The 20,530-nt window shown below is 71.0% G+C and carries 20 protein-coding genes; 8 read left to right on the forward strand and 12 right to left on the reverse strand.

Going from position 1 to position 20,530, the window contains the following annotated elements; all coding sequences use genetic code 11:
* Positions 1–131: 131 nt before the first annotated feature.
* The 4 genes from AC0VY3_RS01265 to AC0VY3_RS01280 all read left to right on the forward strand — a co-directional run bounded on the left by AC0VY3_RS01265 (position 132) and on the right by AC0VY3_RS01280 (position 5,436).
* Positions 132–2,576 (forward strand): alpha/beta hydrolase, encoded by a 2,445-nt coding sequence (locus AC0VY3_RS01265; RefSeq protein ID WP_475548698.1) that lies wholly within the window; start codon positions 132–134, stop codon positions 2,574–2,576.
* Complete coding sequence (locus tag AC0VY3_RS01270) at positions 2,573–3,163, forward strand: hypothetical protein (RefSeq protein WP_475548699.1); 591 nt, start codon at positions 2,573–2,575, stop codon at positions 3,161–3,163. The genes AC0VY3_RS01265 and AC0VY3_RS01270 overlap by 4 nt, the downstream gene beginning before the upstream one ends.
* Positions 3,164–3,314: 151 nt before the next feature.
* Entirely contained in the window at positions 3,315–4,310 is a 996-nt protein-coding gene (locus AC0VY3_RS01275; RefSeq protein ID WP_103512608.1) for a C40 family peptidase, read from the forward strand.
* A gap of 394 nt (positions 4,311–4,704) precedes the next feature.
* Positions 4,705–5,436 (forward strand): phosphatase PAP2 family protein, encoded by a 732-nt coding sequence (locus AC0VY3_RS01280; RefSeq protein WP_242738774.1) that lies wholly within the window; start codon positions 4,705–4,707, stop codon positions 5,434–5,436.
* 99 nt (positions 5,437–5,535) lie between these two features.
* Here the strand turns inward: AC0VY3_RS01280 and AC0VY3_RS01285 are convergent, their stop codons facing one another.
* Positions 5,536–5,784, reverse strand: a complete 249-nt coding sequence (locus AC0VY3_RS01285; RefSeq protein WP_242738772.1) for a hypothetical protein — start codon at positions 5,782–5,784, stop codon at positions 5,536–5,538.
* A gap of 113 nt (positions 5,785–5,897) precedes the next feature.
* On the opposite strand from AC0VY3_RS01285, the gene AC0VY3_RS01290 reads away from it, so the two are divergent.
* Together AC0VY3_RS01290 and AC0VY3_RS01295 are read left to right on the forward strand one after the other, a co-directional pair.
* A complete protein-coding gene (locus AC0VY3_RS01290) occupies positions 5,898–6,779 on the forward strand; it encodes an SCO4651 family lipoprotein (protein ID WP_475548700.1) in 882 nt (293 codons plus the stop codon).
* Between the two features lie 205 nt (positions 6,780–6,984).
* Positions 6,985–7,188, forward strand: a complete 204-nt coding sequence (locus AC0VY3_RS01295; RefSeq protein WP_030088763.1) for a hypothetical protein — start codon at positions 6,985–6,987, stop codon at positions 7,186–7,188.
* A 45-nt stretch (positions 7,189–7,233) separates the two neighbouring features.
* Here the strand turns inward: AC0VY3_RS01295 and AC0VY3_RS01300 are convergent, their stop codons facing one another.
* The gene (locus AC0VY3_RS01300; RefSeq protein WP_030088765.1) at positions 7,234–7,617 is read right to left on the reverse strand and encodes a metal-sensitive transcriptional regulator; all 384 of its coding nucleotides are present in this window, start codon (positions 7,615–7,617) and stop codon (positions 7,234–7,236) included.
* Between the two features lie 222 nt (positions 7,618–7,839).
* Here AC0VY3_RS01300 and AC0VY3_RS01305 point away from each other — a divergent pair, with 222 nt between their 5' ends.
* Entirely contained in the window at positions 7,840–8,460 is a 621-nt protein-coding gene (locus tag AC0VY3_RS01305; RefSeq protein WP_007449359.1) for a DUF47 domain-containing protein, read from the forward strand.
* Positions 8,461–8,465: 5 nt separating this feature from the next.
* Positions 8,466–9,464 carry an inorganic phosphate transporter gene (locus AC0VY3_RS01310; RefSeq protein WP_475548701.1) on the forward strand — a complete coding sequence of 333 codons (999 nt, stop codon included), beginning with the start codon at positions 8,466–8,468 and terminating at the stop codon, positions 9,462–9,464.
* A gap of 151 nt (positions 9,465–9,615) precedes the next feature.
* On the opposite strand, the gene pstB is transcribed toward AC0VY3_RS01310, so the two are convergent.
* The 10 genes from pstB to AC0VY3_RS01360 form a co-directional block, all read right to left on the reverse strand.
* Complete coding sequence (gene pstB, locus AC0VY3_RS01315) at positions 9,616–10,392, reverse strand: phosphate ABC transporter ATP-binding protein PstB (protein WP_103512613.1); 777 nt, start codon at positions 10,390–10,392, stop codon at positions 9,616–9,618.
* A gap of 39 nt (positions 10,393–10,431) precedes the next feature.
* The gene (gene pstA, locus AC0VY3_RS01320) at positions 10,432–11,505 is read right to left on the reverse strand and encodes a phosphate ABC transporter permease PstA (RefSeq protein ID WP_103512614.1); all 1,074 of its coding nucleotides are present in this window, start codon (positions 11,503–11,505) and stop codon (positions 10,432–10,434) included.
* The gene (gene pstC, locus AC0VY3_RS01325; RefSeq protein ID WP_475548702.1) at positions 11,502–12,494 is read right to left on the reverse strand and encodes a phosphate ABC transporter permease subunit PstC; all 993 of its coding nucleotides are present in this window, start codon (positions 12,492–12,494) and stop codon (positions 11,502–11,504) included. The genes pstA and pstC overlap by 4 nt, the downstream gene beginning before the upstream one ends.
* Before the next feature lie 96 nt (positions 12,495–12,590).
* Positions 12,591–13,733, reverse strand: a complete 1,143-nt coding sequence (pstS, locus tag AC0VY3_RS01330) for a phosphate ABC transporter substrate-binding protein PstS (RefSeq protein ID WP_103512616.1) — start codon at positions 13,731–13,733, stop codon at positions 12,591–12,593.
* A gap of 232 nt (positions 13,734–13,965) precedes the next feature.
* The gene (locus AC0VY3_RS01335; protein ID WP_475548703.1) at positions 13,966–14,427 is read right to left on the reverse strand and encodes an NUDIX hydrolase; all 462 of its coding nucleotides are present in this window, start codon (positions 14,425–14,427) and stop codon (positions 13,966–13,968) included.
* Entirely contained in the window at positions 14,424–15,554 is a 1,131-nt protein-coding gene (locus AC0VY3_RS01340) for a CHAD domain-containing protein (protein WP_475548704.1), read from the reverse strand. The genes AC0VY3_RS01335 and AC0VY3_RS01340 overlap by 4 nt, the downstream gene beginning before the upstream one ends.
* Positions 15,541–17,790 carry an RNA degradosome polyphosphate kinase gene (locus tag AC0VY3_RS01345; RefSeq protein WP_103510984.1) on the reverse strand — a complete coding sequence of 750 codons (2,250 nt, stop codon included), beginning with the start codon at positions 17,788–17,790 and terminating at the stop codon, positions 15,541–15,543. Before AC0VY3_RS01345 ends, AC0VY3_RS01340 begins: the two co-directional genes overlap by 14 nt.
* Positions 17,791–18,175: 385 nt before the next feature.
* A complete protein-coding gene (locus AC0VY3_RS01350; RefSeq protein ID WP_475548705.1) occupies positions 18,176–19,183 on the reverse strand; it encodes an ABC transporter permease in 1,008 nt (335 codons plus the stop codon).
* Positions 19,180–20,088, reverse strand: coding sequence for an ABC transporter ATP-binding protein (locus AC0VY3_RS01355; protein ID WP_103510982.1), 909 nt, complete (start codon positions 20,086–20,088; stop codon positions 19,180–19,182). The genes AC0VY3_RS01350 and AC0VY3_RS01355 overlap by 4 nt, the downstream gene beginning before the upstream one ends.
* Positions 20,085–20,504 (reverse strand): GntR family transcriptional regulator, encoded by a 420-nt coding sequence (locus tag AC0VY3_RS01360; protein ID WP_103510997.1) that lies wholly within the window; start codon positions 20,502–20,504, stop codon positions 20,085–20,087. The genes AC0VY3_RS01355 and AC0VY3_RS01360 overlap by 4 nt, the downstream gene beginning before the upstream one ends.
* Between the last annotated feature and the right edge of the window lie 26 nt (positions 20,505–20,530).

A 20,530-nucleotide genomic window follows, 5' to 3' on the forward strand; every position in this document is an offset into this window, starting at 1 on the left:
GGAGTGACTGACCTGTTGCCCGTTCCGCCCACTCACGAGGTAGGGGACTGCTCTTGTCCGGCATACGAAGAAGCGCGGTTCCTGTCGGCGTCGATGTAAGCGCTGCCGTAGCGGGCTCGGGCGGGAGGCTGATGCCCCGGCCGTTGCAGGCGGTTCTGATCCTCCTTCACGTTCTTTTCGTCGCCACCCTGGTGGGCGCGATCCGGGCCCTCTCGACGGCGTCCTCGGTGGACGCGGTCGACGGGTATCTCCTCGGGCTGCTGCTCTACGCGTCGTTACCCGGTGTCGGCGCCTTTGTGCTGTCGCTGTACGTCCGTCATGGCGGTGTCCGGGTCCGGTACGGGCTCCTCGCCGTGCAGGCGTGGATCGTCCTCGGCGCCCTCGCCGAGCTGAGCGGCGGGTCCGGGGTCCAAGGTGTCGCGCGCCTGGTGATACCGGTGGCCGTCATCGTTCTGCTGTGCCGGCCGGAGAGCCGTCGATGGTTCCGGAGCGAGCTGGAGCAACGGTCCGAGCAACGGCTTTTCAGCTTCGCCCGGATGATGAAGCTGCGCCGCGACGGCGGGCAGACCGCGTTGGAGTACCTGGGCCTCGTCCTGGTGGTGGTCGCTCTCGTCGGCGGGCTGATGGCCACCGGAACCGGCAGGCAGCTCACCGCGGAGATCCGTAGCGCGATCTGCGAACTGACCGGCAGTTCGTGCCCGGCGCCGGGGCGTGACCTCGTTGCCGGTGGCGGGAGCGCCGACGGCAGTGGCAGTGGCAGTGGCAGTGGCAGTAGCGGTAGCGGTGGGAGCGGTAGCGCCGGCGGTAGTGGTGGCGGTGATGCCTCTGGTGTCGGAGACGGTGGCGGCGAGTCCAGCCTCACCGGTGGTACCGGCAGCACCGGTACCAGCAGTGACACCGGAGGAGCCGCGGCCACCGGATCCGCCGGCGGTACGTCCGGATCCACCGGTACCAGCGGATCCACCGGCGGTACGTCCGGATCCACCGGTACCAGCGGATCCACCGGCAGTACCTCCGGAAGCAGCGGCTCCGACGGCGTCCCCGGCGACACCACCCGCCCCCAGGGCAACACCTCCTCCCCCTCCCCCCAAGGCGGCGACGCCTTCCCCCCGGGCGACGTCATCGTGCCGGTCGACGCGGGTAGACCCGCGGGGCCCAATGGCGGCGGGTTCCTCGGCGGGTTTCTCGGGGACGGGCTGGGGGGCGACGTCCAAGGGGTCGTCGATGCCGTTCTGCGGCCGGGTGACAGTGGGCGGCGCATCGTCGACCAGTGGGGGCGCGACACCCGTGGCGCGGGGGAGAAATGGGCGCGGGGCGACTACATCGGTGCGGCCTGGGACTGGAACAAGGCCGTCGGCGGTGCGGGCGCCGGGCTGGCGATACCCGGGTCCGGGGCGCGGGTCGACGCCGAGGTGCGGGACGCCGAGCGCGCGCACCTGAGCGAGCGGATCCCGCAGAACGCCGCGCCCGCCGAGCGCAAGGCCTGGTGGGACGGGCTCTCGCCGGAGGAGCGGGAACGGTACATCGAGCTGGTCCCGGAGCGGATCGGCAACCTCGACGGCATCCCGGTCCTCGCGCGCGACGCCGCCAACCGCCGTAATCTTCCGGCGCTGATCGACAGGCTGGAGGGGGTCGACACCGACAAGGCCCGCGACCAGCTGGCCGGACTGCGGGAGATCGAGCGGCAGTTGAACGAGAACGGGAAGCCGCCCATGTATCTCATCGGGATCGGGGACGAGGGCAACGGGAGGGCCATCGTCTCCTTCGGGAATCCGGACGCGTCCCAGCATGTGTCGGCCTACGTGCCGGGGCTCAACACCTCGCTCGACGAGGAGTTCGCCAAGAACGACCTCGGGCGGGCCAGGGACACCGCGATCGGGGCGCAGGGGTACGACGAGTCCACGGCGTCCATCGTCTGGCTCGGGTACGACGCGCCGCAGCTGCCGGACAAGGACGGGGTGGCGGGCTACTTCGCCGTCATGGGCACGGGGCGCGCCGAGAAGGGCGGGGAGGCCTACCGCGGCTTCATGGACGGCATCTCCGTCACCAACCAGAACAAGGATCCGCACCTCACGGCCATCGGGCACTCCTACGGTTCCCGCACCGTGGGCGCCGCGGCGGCCGAGCCCGGTGGGATTCCCGGAGTCGACGACATCATCCTGGTCGGCAGTCCGGGGGTCGGCGTCGACCACGCCGTGGACCTCGGTGTCGGCAGCGAGCATGTCTTCGTGGGGGCCGCCGCCAATGACCCGGTGACCAAGCTGCCCTCCAAGACCCAGGTCGTGGTGGGCGGGATCGGGCTGGCCCTGGGAGGGCCGGGCGGGGCGTACATCGCCGGCGATCTGGCCGATCCGGGTGACGACGACCTGTGGTTCGGGAAGGATCCGGCGAGCAAGGCGTTCGGGGCCCGGCGCTTCCCGGTGGCCGACGGTCCTCCGCTCGTCAGCGGCAGCGGTATCAGCCTGGACTCGCACTCGAACTACTTCAGTCCGGAACGCGACGCGGTGTCCGCGGACAGCATCGCCCTGATCGTGTCGGGCAACGCCGACCGGCTCAAGATGGAGGAACCGAAGTGAGGCGAGCGAAGCGGGCCCTGCCCTTCGTCGCGGTGATCCTGGCCGTGGGGGTCGCGGTGTCCGGGTGCGGCAGCGAGAGCGGGACGGGCGGCAGCGGGGAAGAGAGGGGGAAGGAGAGCCGGATGGATATGCAGGAGGCCGCCGAGCGGTCCGACGCGATGCTGGACGCCGTCCTGAAGGGCATCGACCCCGATGTGCAGTGGGCCCACGGGCCGACCACCACCCGGTCCTGCGGGGTGACCCGTCGGCGGGTCGTCATGACCGTCGTCTCCGCCGACCGCCGGCAGACCTTCCTGGACCGGGCGGAGACGTTCTGGCGGAAGAACGACTACCGGATCAAGGCGGTCAACAAGGACGAGAAGTTCCCGGCGGTCTACGCGGTCACGAAGAAGGGTTTCGGTGTCAGCGTCTCCTTCCGCGGGAAGGGGCAGGCCTTCTTCGAGGCCGACAGCCCGTGCGTGAAGGAGTCGAAGGTCGCCGACCCGACCGCCGAGCCGAACGGGCCCGCGTACAAGGACGTCTATCCGCTGCCCCGGCCCAACGTCCGCTCCGACTTCTGGTCGGGGCTGGCGAATCAGGACAGCTGAGGCCGCGTCAGGGCTGTGCGTGGTGAGCCGTCGGCGCCCCCGTGTGCTTCGGGTGCGCCGGTGGTGTGCCGCGGATGACTCGTACACACCGTCGAAAACACCTCTGAAGCGCGCCCCGATGGGGGATGGTTGAGGGGTGCGGAAATTCTGGGTGTTCGGTGGCATCGGCGTCGGCATGGTCATGTGTTTCCTGGCCCTGCTCGTCGTCGGTACGTACTCGGCCGCCGCCGGGCTCGCCGGGCCGGGGGGCGGCGGTGCCGTCGCGCTGGCCAAAGGGGCGGTCCCGGCGCGCTTCCAGCCGCTGGTGCAGAAGTGGGGCAACCTCTGCCCCGCCATCAACCCGGCCCTGCTGGCCGCGCAGTTGTACCAGGAGAGCGGCTGGAACCCGAGCGCGCAGAGCCATGCCGCCGCGCAGGGCATCGCCCAGTTCATCCCCGGCACCTGGGCCACGCACGGCATCGACGGCAACGGCGACGGCAAGCGGGACGTGTGGGACCCCGCCGACGCGATCCCCTCGGCCGCCTCGTACGACTGCGAGCTCGCCGGGTATGTGAAGACGGTGCCGGGCGATGCGACGAGCAACATGTTGGCCGCGTACAACGCCGGACCCGACGCTGTGATCAGATACGGCGGCGTCCCGCCGTACAAGGAGACGCAGAACTACGTCAGGATCATCCGCTCGCTGGAGAAGAGCTTCGCCCGGCCCGTCGGCCGGGTCGCGCCCTCCCGGCAGGCCGCCGGGGCCATCTACTTCGCCCAGAAGAAGCTCGGCACGCCGTATCTGTGGGGCGGCAACGGTACGCCCGAGCAGCAGGGGCGGTTCGACTGTTCCGGGCTGACCCAGGCCGCGTACCGGACGGTGGGCATCGAGCTGCCCCGGGTCGCCAACGACCAGTACAACGCGGGCCCGCACCCCTCGCGGGACGAGCTGCTCCCGGGGGATCTGGTGTTCTTCTCCGACGACCTGACCAACTCGCGCGCGATCCGGCACGTCGGGTTGTACGTCGGCGGCGGCTATATGATCAATGCGCCGTTCACCGGGGCGGTCATCCGGTTCGACAAGATCGATACGCCGGACTACTTCGGTGCGACACGGGTCACCAAGGACGGCGCCGCCGCCCTGCCGACGGATCTGCCCACGGGGTGACGGATGTCTCCCGTGCGGGGTTTCCGGAGCGGTGGCGGGTGCTGACGGGCAGTCGGCCGCGGTCGGAACTCTCCGTGAAGCCTGGGCCCTGAGCTGCGACGACCCATCACTCTTCGATAACGTCATGGTGATCATTCGGTGGAGAGCGGAACGCACACGACGGCCGGGCCGTTCCCTGGACGTGGTACGGGAACGGCATGCGCACTGACCACGCGTCGCAGAAGGCAGTACCGCGGTGAGGCAGTACCGCAGTGAGGCGGTACGCGGCACGGTGATGCGATGCGGTGCGGTGCAGTACGGAAACGGATCGCACCGACACGGGGGTTCGACCAGGGCGGCGGGCAAGGACGCGCGTCGCGGCAGATGAAGCAGACAAGGCAAGGGGCCGCAGCAGATGGCTGGACTCGAACTCGACGGGTCGAACCCGGACGTCAGTCTGCTCTACGACATCAACGGGCTCGCGAAAGCCGCTCCGACGTGGTTCGACCGGGTCATGGAGTTCGTCGGCGAGTACGGGATCATGTTCGGCCTGGTCCTGGTGGGGCTGTGGTGCTGGTGGAGCATGCGCAAGCGCGGGACGGCCGAGGATTCGGTGACGGCTGCCGCCGCCATCGTCTGGGCGCCGCTCGCCGCCGCCATCGCGATCCTCATCAACGTCCCGATCCGGGGCTTCGTGGAGCGGCCGCGCCCGTTCAACGACCACGACGGCCTTGAGGTCCTGATCCACGGCAAGACGGACTTCTCGTTCGTCAGCGACCACTCCACGCTGGCGATGGGCATCGCCGTCGGCATCTTCGTGGCGAACCGGAAGTTCGGCTTCGTCGCGATCGGCCTCGCGCTCTTCGCCGGGTTCAGCCGGATCTACATGGGCGTCCACTATCCGACCGATGTGATCGGCGGGTTCGCCCTCGGCACGGCCGTCACCCTGCTGCTGGCCCCGCTCGCCATGGCGCTGCTGACCCCGCTGATGGCGGCGATCGCCCGCTCACCGCGCGTCGGCTGGTTCGTCCGGTCGAGGAACGCGGACGTCGTGGCCGCGGACGAGCAGAGCGCGGCGCGGGGCATTCCCGAGCCGCGGCCCGGCGCCGGGCGGGGCGACCTGGGCGAGAAGGACCTCGCCGCCTGACGACCCCGGGCTTCCGGGCATCCGGACCGACCGGACCGACCGAACCCCCAGGTGCTCCCGGCGCCTGGGGGTTCGTGCTGTACAGGGGGCGGTCGTGGGTCAGGGGGTTGCGAGGTGCTCGGCGGCGTCGGTACGGGCCCGGTCCCGGGATCTGCGGGCCGGTCCCCACCAGCCGCAGGTGCAGCGGGCCAGGCAGAACGAGCCGCGTTCGATCGTCGTGGCGCTGTGCCCGGCCGGCGGGCCGGGAGGGGGAGCCTCCGGCATCGGTTCCGGGAGGGTGGGGGAGGTCCGGACGGGGGTGCGCGGGGCGGCGGTGGTGCGGGCCGCGGCGGGGGGATCCTCATGCACCCGTCCACGGTACTGGCCGCGGCGCCCCGGTGGCGTGACGGGGGGCGGCGGCGGTCGTTATGCGAGGCGGGTGAGGGCTCGGCCGGGCGGTAGTCGTTGGGGGTTGGCAGGCGATGGTGGTGCAGCAGTACAGGGACGGAGGCGGGGCCCGTGCTGCCCGCGCCCTCGCCGTGGCCGGGGTGATCGCGGTCACCGCCGGGTGCGTGGGCGGGGAGGCGGACAGCGGCGCCGGCGACGGTTCCGGGCAGCACTCCGTGGCCGCCGGCCGCCCGCTCGGCGCACTCGGACAGGCGGCGGACGTCCTCGTGGAGGCGGGCGGCGCGGAGACCCGTACGTCGATGGAGACGTCGGCCGGCGGGACACGGGTGACGATCCGGGGGCAGGGCACGTACGACTTCCGTACGCAGATGGGGCGGCTCAAGGTGGTGCTGCCCCAGGACGCGGCGGGCAAGGACGCTGCGGGCGCGGACGACCACCGGCCGATCACCGAGCTGCTGGCCCCCGGGGCGCTGTACATGAAGAACCGGGGCGCCGGAGTGCCCGACGACAAATGGGTCAGGATCGACACGACCACGCTGAAGGACGGCAACCTCCTCACCGGCGGGGTCACCGACCCGATGGCCGCCGCCGAACTGCTGCGCGGGGCCGACGATGTGACGTATGCGGGCACGTCCGAGCTGGCCGGGGTGACGGTGCATCACTACCGGGGGGTCGCGGACCTCGGCCGGGCGGCCCGGGCCGCGTCACCGCAGTCGCGCGGGGCGCTGAGCGCGGCGGCGAAAGGGTTCAGCAAGGACGCCGTGCCGTTCGACGCCTACCTCGACGAGGAGGGGCGGCTGCGGAAGGTCCGGCACCGGTTCACCTTCTCCGCCGACTCCCGGGCCCCGGAGGTGTCGGTGGTCTCGACGCTGCTGCTGTACGGGTTCGGGCTGCCGGTCACGGTGACCCTGCCGGACGAGGCCGCCATCTACACCGGCGAGATCCGGCAGGGCTGAGCATGCTGGGGGTGGCGGCCGGTCGTGACCCCGGGGTGAGGGGCGCCCGCCGGGACGGGCCGGGCGGTGGGGCCGGTTGGGAGGGGGCTCAAATGGTCCGTCCGTGCCATGCGCGGCAGGTGTCGCGCTCCCTAGGCTGGGGAGTCGGTGTGCCGGGGCCGGTTGTGACCGGAGGCCGGTGACGGCCGGGAGACGGCAGAGAGAGGTGACGCAGGTGGTGACGCTCAGTGCTCCGAACGCTCAGGACTCTGTGGCCCTCGCCGAGATCGAGCTCTGCGGCGAGCTGATGATCGCCGCGTCGGCCGCGGGCGAGGAGCGCCTCAGCCCCGACCGTATCGACGAAGTGCTCGACGTCCGGGGCGCGGAGTCCTGGGCGACGGTCCCCCGGCAGGCCGCTCGCCGGGGGTGACGCCCGGGCGCCCGCCCGTACCGCCGCCGCTCACGGGGCCGCGCCTCAGGTACGGAGCAGGCGGGCGATGGCCTTCGTGGCCTCCTCGACCTTCGCGTCGATCTCCTCGCCGCCCTTGACGGCCGCGTCGGCGACGCAGTGGCGCAGGTGCTCCTCCAGCAGCTGGAGGGCGAAGGACTGCAGCGCCTTGGTGGACGCCGACACCTGGGTGAGTATGTCGATGCAGTAGACGTCCTCGTCGACCATGCGCTGGAGGCCGCGGATCTGGCCCTCGATCCGGCGCAGCCGTTTGAGGTGCTCGTCCTTCTGGTGGTGGTAACCGTGGATGCCGCGGTCGTGGTCGGTGACGATCTCCACCGGGGCCGCCGCCTCCGTGCCGGGGGCCGCCACGCCCGCCGATTCCGCTCCTGTGGTCCCGGTCGTGGTCATCCGCGTCCTCCCGCTTGTCCTCGATGTGCTCTGTGCAACGCCGCACTGTGCCGTTCTTATACCCCTGCCGGGTATATCGTAACGAATCCCGCCGAAACGTGACCGGGGGTCCGTGCTGATCGCCTTGTCCGATGGGCGACACTGAAGAACGCCGGTTAGCCGTGGCCGGATGATGCGCCTAGCATCAGCCTGACCGAATCCAAAGCATCCCGAGGACCCCACGTGCGCTTTCGTCTGACCCCCAGGGAGACGAGCTTCTACGACATGTTCTCCGCGTCCGCGGACAACATTGTCACGGGCTCGAAACTCCTGATGGAACTGCTCGGGGCGGATTCTGCCTCCCGAGTCGAGATCGCGGAGCGTATGCGGGCAGCGGAGCACGCGGGGGACGATGCCACCCACGCGATCTTCCACCAGCTGAACTCCTCCTTCATCACGCCGTTCGACCGCGAGGACATCTACAAACTGGCGTCCTCGCTCGACGACATCATGGACTTCATGGAGGAGGCCGTCGACCTGGTCGTCCTCTACCAGGTCCAGGAGCTCCCCAAGGGCGTCGAGCAGCAGATCGAGGTGCTGGCCCGGGCGGCGGAACTGACCGCCGAGGCCATGCCGGGGCTGCGGACCATGGACAACCTCACCGAGTACTGGATCGAGGTCAACCGTCTGGAGAACCAGGCCGACCAGATCCACCGCAAGCTGCTGGCACAGCTCTTCAACGGCAAGTACGACGCCATGGAGGTGCTCAAGCTCAAGCAGATCGTGGACGTGCTGGAAGAGGCGGCTGACGCGTTCGAGCACGTCGCGAACACCGTGGAGACCATCGCGGTCAAGGAGTCCTGAACCTCGTGGACACCTTTGCGCTGATCGTGACCATCGGCGTCGCGCTCGGCTTCACGTATACGAACGGCTTCCACGACTCGGCGAACGCCATCGCCACCTCGGTCTCCACCCGGGCGCTGACCCCGCGTGCGGCTCTGGCGATGGCGGCGGTGATGAACCTCGCCGGCGCCTTCCTGGGCCAGGGGGTCGCCAAGACCGTCAGCGAAGGCCTCATCGCCACCCCCGTGGGACAGAAGGGGATGGGGATCCTGTTCGCGGCGCTGGTCGGCGCGATCATCTGGAACCTCATCACCTGGTACTACGGCCTCCCGTCCTCGTCCTCGCACGCCCTGTTCGGCGGCATGGTCGGGGCGGCGCTGGCCGGCGGCACGGACGTCATCTGGTCCGGCGTGCTGGAGAAGATCGTCATCCCGATGTTCATCTCCCCGTTCGTCGGCCTGATCGTCGGCTATCTGGTGATGGTCGGCATCATGTGGATGTTCCGGAACGCCAACCCGCACAAGGCCAAGCGCGGCTTCCGGATCGCGCAGACGGTCTCGGCGGCGGGCATGGCGCTCGGCCACGGCCTCCAGGACGCGCAGAAGACGATGGGCATCGTCGTGATGGCCCTGGTCATCGCGGACATCGAGGGCCCCAACGACGAGATCCCCGTCTGGGTCAAGGTCGCCTGTGCGCTGATGCTCTCGCTGGGTACGTACGCGGGTGGCTGGCGCATCATGCGGACCCTCGGCCGCAAGATCATCGAGCTGGACCCGCCGCAGGGCTTCGCGGCGGAGACGACCGGCGCCTCGATCATGTTCGGGTCGGCGTTCCTGTTCCACGCCCCGATCTCGACGACGCATGTCATCACCTCCGCGATCATGGGCGTCGGCGCCACCAAGCGGGTGAACGCGGTGCGCTGGGGCGTCGCGAAGAACATCATCCTGGGCTGGTTCATCACCATGCCGGCCGCGGCGCTGGTCGCCGCGCTGAGCTACGGAGCGGTTCTGCTGCTCTTCGGCTGAGCCTCGGCCGGGCCGAGCGGAAGCCCGGTTGGTTACACGTGTGGGTCCGCCCCCGTCCTCGTACCGAGGACGGGGGCGGACCCTTTCGCCTTGTGGTGGCACCGCCATGCAGCACCGCAAGGCCGTATCGGGGGCGTGGAGCCGGGGTGGCTCAGCCGAAGCGGCCGGAGATGTAGTCCTCCGTGGCCTGGACCGACGGGTTGGCGAATATGCGCTCGGTCTCGTCGATCTCGACAAGCTTGCCGGGCTGACCCACGGCCGCCAGGTTGAAGAACGCCGTACGGTCCGAGACGCGGGCCGCCTGCTGCATGTTGTGCGTGACGATGACGATCGTGAAGCGCTCCTTCAGCTCGCCGATCAGGTCCTCGATGGCGAGGGTCGAGATCGGGTCGAGCGCCGAGCACGGCTCGTCCATCAGCAGGACCTGCGGCTCGACCGCGATGGCGCGGGCGATGCACAGCCGCTGCTGCTGGCCGCCGGAGAGGCCGGATCCGGGCTTGTTGAGCCGGTCCTTGACCTCGTTCCAGAGGTTGGCGCCCTTGAGGGACTTCTCCACGACGTCCGCGAGCTCGCTCTTCCGGTACGTGCCGTTCAGGCGCAGGCCCGCCGCGACGTTGTCGAAGATCGACATGGTCGGGAAGGGGTTGGGGCGCTGGAAGACCATGCCGACGGTGCGGCGTACGGCGACCGGGTCGACGTCTCTGGCGTAGAGGTTCTCGTCGTCCAGCAGCACCTTGCCCTCGACGCGACCGCCGGGGGTCACCTCGTGCATGCGGTTCAGGGTGCGCAGGAAGGTGGACTTTCCGCAGCCGGACGGGCCGATGAAGGCTGTCACGGAGCGGGGCTCGACGGTCATCGAGATGTCGTCGATCGCACGGTGCGTGCCGTAGAAGGCGGTCAGCCCGCTGACATCGATGCGCTTGGCCATGGGGATCACTTCACTTTCGGGAGGTCGCTGATGGCCGCGTCAGCGACCGGTCTTCGGGGCCTTCCAGCGGGCGATGCCGCGGGCCACCAGGTTGAGGATCATGACGAAGGCGATCAGGACCAGGGCGCCTGCCCAGGCCCGGTCGACCGAGGCCGTGGTGCCGACGGAGTACTGCTCGTACACGTACAGCGGCAGTGACGACTGCGCTCCCTCGAAGGGATTCGGATTGATCAGCTTCGTGCCGAAGACGAGCAGCAGGACGGGGGCGGTCTCGCCGGTGATGCGTGCCACTGCCAGCATCACACCCGTCGTGATGCCGCCGATCGATGTCGGCAGGACCACCTTCAGGATGGTGCGCCATTGGGGGACTCCCAGGGCGAGGGACGCCTCGCGGAGCTCGTTCGGGACGAGCTTGAGCATCTCCTCGGTGGAGCGGACGATCACCGGCATCATCAGGATCGCGAGGGCCAGGGAGCCCGCGAAGCCGGACGGGCCGAAGCCGAGCATGAGGTTCCATGTGGCGAGGACGAAGAGCCCGGCCACGATCGACGGGATGCCCGTCATGACGTCGACGAAGAAGGTGACGGCCCGGGCCAGCCTTCCCCGCCCGTACTCGACCAGATAGACGGCGGTCAGCAGGCCGATCGGGGTGGCGATGAGCGCGGCGATGGCCACCTGCTCGATGGTGCCGAGCAGGGCGTGGTAGACGCCGCCGCCCTCTTCGGTGTCGAGGAGACCGCTCATCGAGTGCGTGAGGAAGTAGCCGTCGAGGACGGTGACGCCCTTGGTGACGGTGATCCACGCGAGGGAGAGCAGCGGCACGATGGCCAGGGTGAAACAGACCCAGACCAGGCTCGTGGCGACACGGTTCTTGCCCTGTCGGCTGCCTTCCACCTTCGCGGTGATGAGATACGTGGCGGCCACGAAGACCAGCGCGGAGATCATGCCCCACTGGATCCGGCTCTCCAGCCCGGCCACGAAACCGATCAGGCAGCCGGTGGCCACCGAGCCGACGGCGATGGCAGCCGGGGCCCAGCGGGGCATCCTGGCGTGGGCGAGAGTGACGTTCGACGGGGCGGCGACGGGGCGCTTTTCCTGGACGGTGTGGCTCATGCGTTGGCCCCCGAGTACTCCTTGCGGCGGGCGATGATCGCGCGGGCCGCGCCGTTGACCAGCAGGGTGATGACGAAGAGGACCAGGCCGGAGGCGATCAGGGCGTCACGGCCGAATTCGTCCGCCTCGTTGAACTTCGCGGCGATGTTCTGGGCGAAGGTGCCGCCGCCCGGATCCAGCAGGTGTCCGGAGAGCAGGAAGTTCGGGGACAGCACGACGGCGACGGCCATCGTCTCGCCGAGCGCACGGCCCAGTCCCAGCATCGAGGCGCTGATGATGCCGGAGCGGCCGAAGGGGAGGACTGCCATCCGGATGACTTCCCAGCGGGTGGCACCGAGGGCCAGAGCGGCTTCCTCGTGCATCTTCGGCGACTGGAGGAAGACCTCACGGGTGACGTTGGTGATGATCGGCAGGATCATGATCGCCAGCAGGATGCCGACGGTGAAGAGGTTCCGGGCGGCGCCCTCGCTGGTCCGCTCGAAGATGTAGGTCCAGCCGAGGTACTCGTCCAGCCACTTGTTCAGGCCGTCGAGGTAGGGGACGAGGAAGACCACGCCCCAGAGGCCGTAGATGATGCTGGGGACCGCGGCGAGCAGGTCCACCACATACGCTATCGGGCCGGCCAGCCGGCGCGGCGCGAAGTGCGAGATGAACAGCGCGATGCCGATGGCGACCGGCACGGCCAGCACCATCGCGATGACGGAGCTCACGACGGTGCCGAAGGCGAGGACCGCGATGCCGAAGACGGGCGGGTCGCCGGCCGGGTTCCACTCGAAGGTCGTGAGGAAGTTCGCCTCGTCCTTGGAGATCGCGAGGACGGTGCGGTAGCTGAGGAAGGCCGCGATGGCGGCCATGATCACCAGGAGGGTGATGCCGGACCCTTTGGACAGACCGAGGAAGATCCGGTCGCCGGGGCGGGCCTTGCCGCGGGGAGCGCCGGTCGGCTGCTCCGGTGGCGGTGCTTGCGTGGGTGCGGTTGCTGTTTCCATCTGATTCTCCGGTCTGCGGAGCCGTACGTACGGCTCCTGGCGGCGGTGCACCGGAAGGCGCGGCCGGCCCTGGTCGGAGGGCCGGCCGCGGCCGGGTCAGGACAGGGTGGGGACGATCTCGCGGACCTTGGCCGCGATCTCGGCGGGCATCGGCGCGTAGTGCGCGTCGGTCAGGACCTTCTGGCCCTCGTCGCTGATCGCGTAGTTCAGGAACGCCTTGACGGAGGGCAGGGTCTCGGCCTTGTTGCCCTTGTCGCAGGCGATCTCGTACGTCACCAGGATGATCGGGTAGGCGCCCTCGGCCTTGGTCGAGTAGTCGAGCTCCAGGGCCATGTCGTTGCCGGTGCCCTTGACCTTGGCGGCGGCGATGGCCTTGGAGGCGTTCTCCGAGGTGGCCTCGACCGGGGCGCCGGCACCGGTGTCGATCTTGACGGTGGTCATGTCGCTGGCCGCGGCGTAGGAGAGTTCGAAGTAGCCGATGGCGCCGTTGATGTCCTTGACACCGGAGGCGACGCCGGCCGAGCCGCTGGCCGCCTGGCCGCCCTTGGCCTCCCAGGACTTCGAGGAGGCGTCGTACTTCCAGTCGTCGGGGGCGGCGACGCTGAGGTACTTGTTCAGGTTCTGGGTCGTGCCCGACTCGTCGGAGCGGTGGAAGGCCTGGATCGCGGTGTCCGGCAGCTTCGCGTCCGGGTTGAGGTCGGCGATCGCCTTGTCGTTCCACTTGGTGATCTTCGTGTCGAAGATCTTGGCGAGGGTCGGGGCGTCGAGAACGAGTTCGTCGACACCGTCGAGCTTGAATCCGATGGCCACCGGACCGCCGACCATCGGCAGGTTGATGCCCTTGCCGCCGTCCGTGCAGATCTTCTGGGAGGCGGCGACCTCCTCGGGCTTCAGAGCGGAGTCGGAGCCCGCGAAGGCGACCTGGCCCTGGGTGAACTTGGTGATGCCGCCGCCCGAGCCGATGGGCTGGTAGTTGATCTCCACGCCGGCGCAGGCGGCCTGGAACTCCTTGACCCAGATGTCCATGGCGTTCTTCTGCGCGCTGGAGCCGGCGGCCAGGATCTGGCCCTTGGCGTCGTCGCACTTGACGTCCGACGCGGCGGTCGTCTTCTCCCCTGCGCCGGCCGTTCCGCCGCCGGTGTTGTCGTCCGAACCGCACGCCGTGAGGACCAGGGCGCCGGAGACGGCGAGGGCACCGAGCGCGGTGGCACGAAGCCGGTTCTTGCGCTGAAGCTTCACTTTCGGGTGTTCCTTCCAGGAGCCGCCGTGTCAGTTCGTTCTACGACGGCGTGCGATGAGGAGGGGTGCTGTGGCTTGCCGCCGCGCACCTTGTACGTCCGAAATTAGGCAGAACAGGTGAAGCCGCCTACGGGGGAGGGTGAACGGCAGGTGAACCGTGTCCGGCAGGCGGGTGCGGGCCGGCCCGGTGCGCTGGCCTGGGCGCGGATCAGGGCGCGGACCGGAACGCGGTTCAGGGCGCGGCGAGGACGTCCAGGAGCGCGGTCAGCTGCTGGACGTCGCGGGGCTGGGTGAGGCGTACGCGGGCGGCGTCGGGGGCCAGCCACAGGATGCGGTCCACCTCGTCGTTGGCGGTGAACGAGCCGCCCGTCGCCTCGGCCGCCCAGTAGGCGACCTCCTTGGGCCGGCCGTCCACCGGGTAGCGGGAGGTCGGCAGCCGGTCCCCGGGGGCGCAGTGGTGGCCGGTCTCCTCCAGCACCTCCCGTACGGCGGCGGCCAGCGGGTCCTCGCCGCGCTTCAGCTTGCCCTTCGGGAAGGACCAGTCGTCGTAGCGGGGCCGGTGGACCAGACAGACCTCCACCCCGTTCCCGTCCCCGCCCGGGGCGCGCCGCCACAGCACGCAGCCCGCCGCCAGGACCGGGCCGGTCCCGGTGCGCTGCTTCGCGGGCCCGCCGCCCGGGGGCTTCCCGCTCATGGGGCGCTCAGGACCGTGGCGTACGGCCAGCTCTCCCGGAACACCGCCCGCGCCGCCTCCACCTCGTGGCGCTGGTCCGCGTGGAGCACGCCCAGCGCGTACGCCGTGGCCGGGGCGATCCGGGGGGTGCGGGCGGCCGCGGCCGCTGCCCCGGCCGCCTCCACGGCGTCCCGGTGCAGGTCCAGGGCGTGTCCCGGGGCGGCCAGGGCCGGGTCGGCGGCGCCGAGGACGACCTCGTGGGCGTACCGGTGCAGCCGCAGCAGCAGACGGGCCTGGTGCCACGCCGCGTCCTGCGCCTCGTTGTACGGCTCGGAGTCCTCGGGCGGGAGGGCGGCCACCGCGGCGAGGAGGCGTTGCTCGGCGCGTTCGGCGGGCTCCAGGAGGGCCTCGGCGGTCAGGCCCGCCGGGCCGGGGGCCAGCGGGACGTCGGAGGCCAGGAGCGCGACGGCGTCGGCGACCGCGTGGAAGCGGGAGGAGCCGAGCGCCTGGAGGGCCGCGGAGTGCGACCGGGTCCGGGCGAGGGTGAGGCGGCGTTCCAGCAGCGCCCCGGCCCGTGCGGCGCCGACCCCGAGGGCGGCGCGGCCCTGGGCGTCGGAGGCCGCGGCCTCCCCGGCGGCCCTGGCCCCCCGGGCGGCGGGGAGGGCCGGGCCGGAGAGCTGGTGGAGGGCCTCGACGAGCCGGGTGAGGCGGTTCGCGTAGGCGTGTTCGCGGGCGAGGATGCCGGAGAGCCAGGTCAGCTCGGTGCGGAGCTGGTCGGCCCAGAGCGGGTCGAGCGCGGCCCGGAAGGTGTGCAGGGAGCCGCTGATCCGGCGGGCCGCGCGGCGCAGGGCGCGGGTGGCGGCCGCGGCGTCCTGGCCGCCGGATTCGGCGGGGGCGCTGTGCTCGTGGTGCAGGCGCAGGCTGCGCAGGAAGTCCGCGGCCTGTGCGCGGAGGTAGGGCGCGAGGACCGCCTCCGTGGTCAGGTCCCCGGCGGGGCGGGCGGCGGAGGGTCCGGTTCCGGAAGGCCCGGGTCCGGCGGGGTGGCCCTCGGCACCCCCGTCCGGCGGGTCCACCGTGGCGTCGGCGCCGGTCTCCGGGGCGGGACCCGTGGTCGGCCGGGTCGTCGTCTGCTGGTCAGGGCGTCGCACGCCTGCGCCTCCGGGCGTCGATGAGCATTTCCTGGACGTGCCGCAGCGGCTGGCCGTCCGCGTCCGTGGCGTGCCGGGTCCAGTCCCCGTCGGGGCCCAGGTGCCAGGAGGAGGTGGTGTCGGCCATACCGGTCTCCAGGAGTCGGCTGAGTGCGGCGCGGTGGGCGGGGTCGGTGACCCGGACCAGGGCTTCGATCCGGCGGTCGAGGTTGCGGTGCATCATGTCGGCGCTGCCGAACCACACCTCGGGCTCGCCGCCGTTGCCGAAGGAGAAGACCCGGGAGTGTTCGAGGAAGCGGCCGAGTATGGAGCGGACCCGGATGTTCTCGGAGAGCCCGGCGACCCCGGGGCGGATCGCGCAGATCCCGCGCACCCAGATGTCGACGGGCACGCCCGCCTGGGCGGCCCGGTAGCAGGCGTCGATGATCGCTTCGTCGACCATCGAGTTGACCTTGAACCGGACATAGGCGGGGCGGCCCGCGCGGTGGTGCGCGATCTCCTTGTTGATCCGGGCGATCAGCCCGTCGCGCAGGGACTTCGGGGCGACCAGGAGGCGGCGGTAGGTCTCGCGGCGGGAGTAGCCGGAGAGCCGGTTGAACAGGTCGGAGAGGTCCGCCCCGACCTGCGGGTCCGCCGTGAGCAGGCCGAGGTCCTCGTACAGCCGGGCCGTCTTGGGGTGGTAGTTGCCGGTGCCGACGTGGGAGTAGCGGCGCAGGGTGTCGCCCTCCTGGCGGACGACCAGCGAGAGCTTGCAGTGGGTCTTCAGCCCGACGAGGCCGTACACCACATGGCAGCCCGCCTCCTCCAGCTTGCGGGCCCACTTGATGTTGGCCTGCTCGTCGAAGCGGGCCTTGATCTCGACGAGGACGAGGACCTGTTTGCCGGACTCGGCCGCGTCGATCAGGGCGTCCACTATGGGGGAGTCGCCGGAGGTGCGGTACAGCGTCTGCTTGATGGCCAGCACGTCCGGATCGCCCGCCGCCTGCTCCAGGAACGCCTGGACGGAGGTGGAGAACGAGTCGTACGGGTGGTGGAGCAGCACGTCGCGTTCGCGCAGGGCGGCGAAGATGTCGGGCGCGGAGGCGGACTCCACCTCGGCCAGGTCCCGGTGGGTGCCCGCGATGAACTTCGGGAACTTCAGCTCCGGCCGGTCCAGCGAGGCGATCGCGAAAAGACCGGTCAGGTCGAGGGGGCCGGGCAGCGGGTAGACCTCCGCGTCGGACACCTTCAGCTCGCGGACCAGCAGGTCCAGCACGTACGGGTCGATGGACTCCTCGACCTCCAGCCGCACCGGCGGACCGAAGCGGCGCCGCATGAGCTCCTTCTCCAGCGCCTGGAGGAGGTTCTCCGCGTCGTCCTCCTCGACCTCCAGGTCCTCGTTCCTGGTGACCCGGAACATGTGGTGCGCCAGCACCTCCATGCCCGGGAACAGCTCCTCCAGGTGGGCCGCGATGACGTCCTCGATGGGGACGTACCGCTGGGGCGAGGCCTCCAGGAAGCGGGTCAGCAGCGGCGGCACCTTGACCCGGGCGAAGTGGCGGTGGCCGCTGACCGGGTTGCGGACGACGACGGCGAGGTTGAGCGAGAGCCCGGAGATGTACGGGAAGGGGTGCGCGGGGTCGACGGCCAGCGGGGTCAGGACCGGGAAGACGCGCTGCCGGAAGAAGGTGAACAGGCGGGCCTGCTCCTTCTCGGTCAGGTCCGGCCAGCGGATCAGCTGGATGCCCTCGTCGGACAGGTCCGGGGCGATGTCCTGCTGGAAGCAGGCGGCGTGCCGGGCCATGAGCTCGCGCGAGCGGGTCCAGATGAGGTCCAGGACCTCGCGGGGCTGGAGGCCGGAGGCGGATCGGGTGGCGACACCGGTGGCGATACGGCGCTTGAGACCGGCCACCCGGACCATGAAGAACTCGTCGAGGTTCGAGGCGAAGATGGCGAGGAAATTGGCCCGCTCCAGGACGGGGGTGGCCGGGTCCTCGGCCAGTTCCAGCACGCGTTCGTTGAACGCGAGCCAGCTGCGCTCGCGGTCCAGGAAGCGGCCCTGGGGCAGCTCGTCGCCGTCCCGGTCGGGCTCGTAGGCGTCCGCGTCGGCGTCGAGGTCGGGATTCAGATCGGCCGCGGTGGAGAAGCCGACCCCGCGCGAGGCGGAGGTGGCGTGCGGCCGGTGCGCGGCGAGCGAGCCGACGGACGGCTGGGCGGCGGGCTGGACCGGGACCTCGGAGCTGGGCTGCTGGCTCATGGGCCCATTGTTCCGCGTGGAGGGCTCCGCGGGCGCGTCGGAGCCGGGAAAGATCGCGGAAGGCCCGGGAAACCCCGGGTCACGACGGGGGGAGCCGGCGGGGGAACCCGGGGAGCCCGGAGAGCCCGTGGAGGCGTTTCCCCGGGCTCTCCCGTTACGGCGGGGGGCGGGCACAGCTGGCTGCATCCCGTGAGGGTCGCAAGGGTGTCTGAATGGCCGGTAACGGCGACATGACGTACAGGAAGCGGTGTGCCTGCGGGTGGGCCTCGCGGTCACTGTGCGTGGTCGTCGCGCCCGGGTCGCCCACGGGTGCGCGACGTACGTGTTCGTCGTCCGGGCCCACCCCTCGTGGGGCCCGGACGACGGGTCTCTGCCGGGTGGGCGGTCAGCCGTGCAGGCGGCGCAGGAGCCGGAAGGCGGCGAACACGGCGAGCGCGGCGAGGGCGAGGAGGATGCCGGTCTCGACGAGCTGGAGGGGCCAGTAGTGGGAGGCGGGGTGCACCTCGGCGAACGGGGTCACCCCGCCCCGGTCGCGCATACAGGCGTCGTAGCCCTCCACCGAGCCGGCGTGGTAGCAGTCCCGCCAGTACACCTTGCTGCCGGACGCCGTGAGCATGCCGCCTTCCAGGTGCCAGTCGCTGTCACGCAGCAGCTTGGGGCCCTCCCCCTGACGGAGGACGGCCGGCCACAGCAGGTACCGCCGTGTGCCGAGGCCGATGCCCACGGCCGCGAGCACGAGTGCGCTCAGGGACATGGACAGCACGGTGCGGCGGACGAGCACCGCGCACAACGCCCCGACCGCGACGGCCAGCAGCGCGTAGCCGAGGATCGCGGGCCCGGTGCCGGGAAACACGCCGTTGGCGTGCCATCCGAGCCCCGGGCTGTTCGGACCGGCCCGCAGGGACCACAGCCCCCAGCGGAAGACGACGACCAGGACCGTCAGGCCGGTGACCGTCAGCGCGGCGGGCACGGCCAGCCGGGCGGCGAGCCAGTGGGTGGGGGAGACCGACTGCGCCCAGGCCAGCCGGAAGGTGCCGCTCTCCAGTTCGCGGGCGATCAGCGGGCCTGCCACGAAGGCCCCGACGAGCGCGGCCAGGAAGAGCATGACCGTGCCGCCGTCGGCCAGGAATACCTCGGTGGACGTATGGGCGTAGCTGGAGACGAAGACGTCGTCGCCGCACGGAGTCGTGTCGCCGTCGGCGCACAGCACCTTCGAGGAGGCCATCCAGACGCGGAGCGCGACGACGACGCCGATGCCGAGGACCAACAGGGCGGCTCCCGCCCAGATGGCCTTGCGGTGCACCCGCAGCACCACCCGCACAGGCCCCCGCAGGGTGGCGCGCGCGGGTGCGGTCGTGACCGCGTCGGGCTTCTGGGGCGTCAGCGTGCTCATGCGGACACCACCTCCGCACGCGTTCCGGCCGAGGCGCTCGGCGTCAGCAGCGGTGGGGCGTCCGGGGCGCGGAGGTGGGCGAGGAGCAGCTCCTCCAGGGACGGTTCCGTGACGGACCAGGCGGCGGTGTCCACCGGGCCCTCCTTCCGTACGAGCGCGGTGAGCTGACGTCCTGTCGTACGGGATTCGACGACGGTGTGCGGGGAAAGGTCCTGGGCCCGGCCGGTGAGCAGGGCATGGGCGGAGACGATGTCCTCGGCCTCGCCGCCGAGCCGGATGCGCCCGCCGTCGACGAGCAGGAGGTAGTCGCAGGCGCCCTCCAGCTCGGTGAGGATGTGCGAGGACATCACGATGGTGGTGCCGTGCTCGGCGGTCTCCGCCATCAGGACGCCCATCAGCTCGTGCCGGGCGAGCGGGTCGAGGTCGGCCATCGGCTCGTCCAGCAGCATCAGTTCGGGCCGCTTGCCGAGCGCGAGCGCCAGCGCGAGCCGGGTGCGCTGCCCGCCGGAGAGGGCACGGACGCGGGCCCCGCGCTCCAGCGGTCCGGCGATCCGACCGGCGGTGGCGCGGTCCCAGCGCCCGGGGTTCAGCTCGGCCCCGGCCCACAGCGTGTCGGCGACGGTGAGCTGCGGGTACAGCGGCTTGTCCTGGGAGACGAAGGCGATGCGGTCGCGTACGTCGCCGGGGGCGCTGGAGCCGAGAACGGTGAGCGACCCGGCGCTGGGCCGGTCCAGCCCGGCCGCCAGGTTCAGCAGGGTCGACTTGCCCGCGCCGTTGGGCCCGACCAGGGCGCACACGCGTCCTACGGGCAGCCGGAACGAGCAGTCATGGAGGGCGCGATGGCCGCCGCCCCTGCGTCCGTAGGTCCTTCCGAGGCCGTGTGCCTCGATCGCGACGCCGGTCATCGTTCCTCGTCCCCCTTGTACGTGCTGTCCAGTACGGCCGTGAAGAGCGCGCTGACGTCGTCCTTCTCCAGCCCGGCCGCCCGGGCCCGGCGGGCCCAGTCGGCGAGTTCGGTGCGCAGCGGCGCGTCGGCGGCGGTTGCCTCGGACGCGCCGCCCAGCGTCCGGCGGACGAAGGTGCCGAGCCCGCGGCGGGCCTCGACGAGGCCTTCGCGCTCCAGCTCCCGGTACGCCTTGAGGACCGTGTTCGGGTTGATCGCGGTGGCCTCCACGACCTCGCGGGCGGTCGGCAGCCGGTCGCCCGGTTCGAGAACGCCCAGGCGCAGCGCCTGCTTCGTCTGCTGGACGATCTGGAGGTAGGTGGCGACACCGCTGCGCCGGTCGATGCGGAACTCGACAGCTGCGGACTCGGCCGTCATGCGCTGCACCACCCTTTCACTAATTG

The sequence above is a fragment of the Streptomyces sp. iso_384 genome (assembly GCF_056172905.1).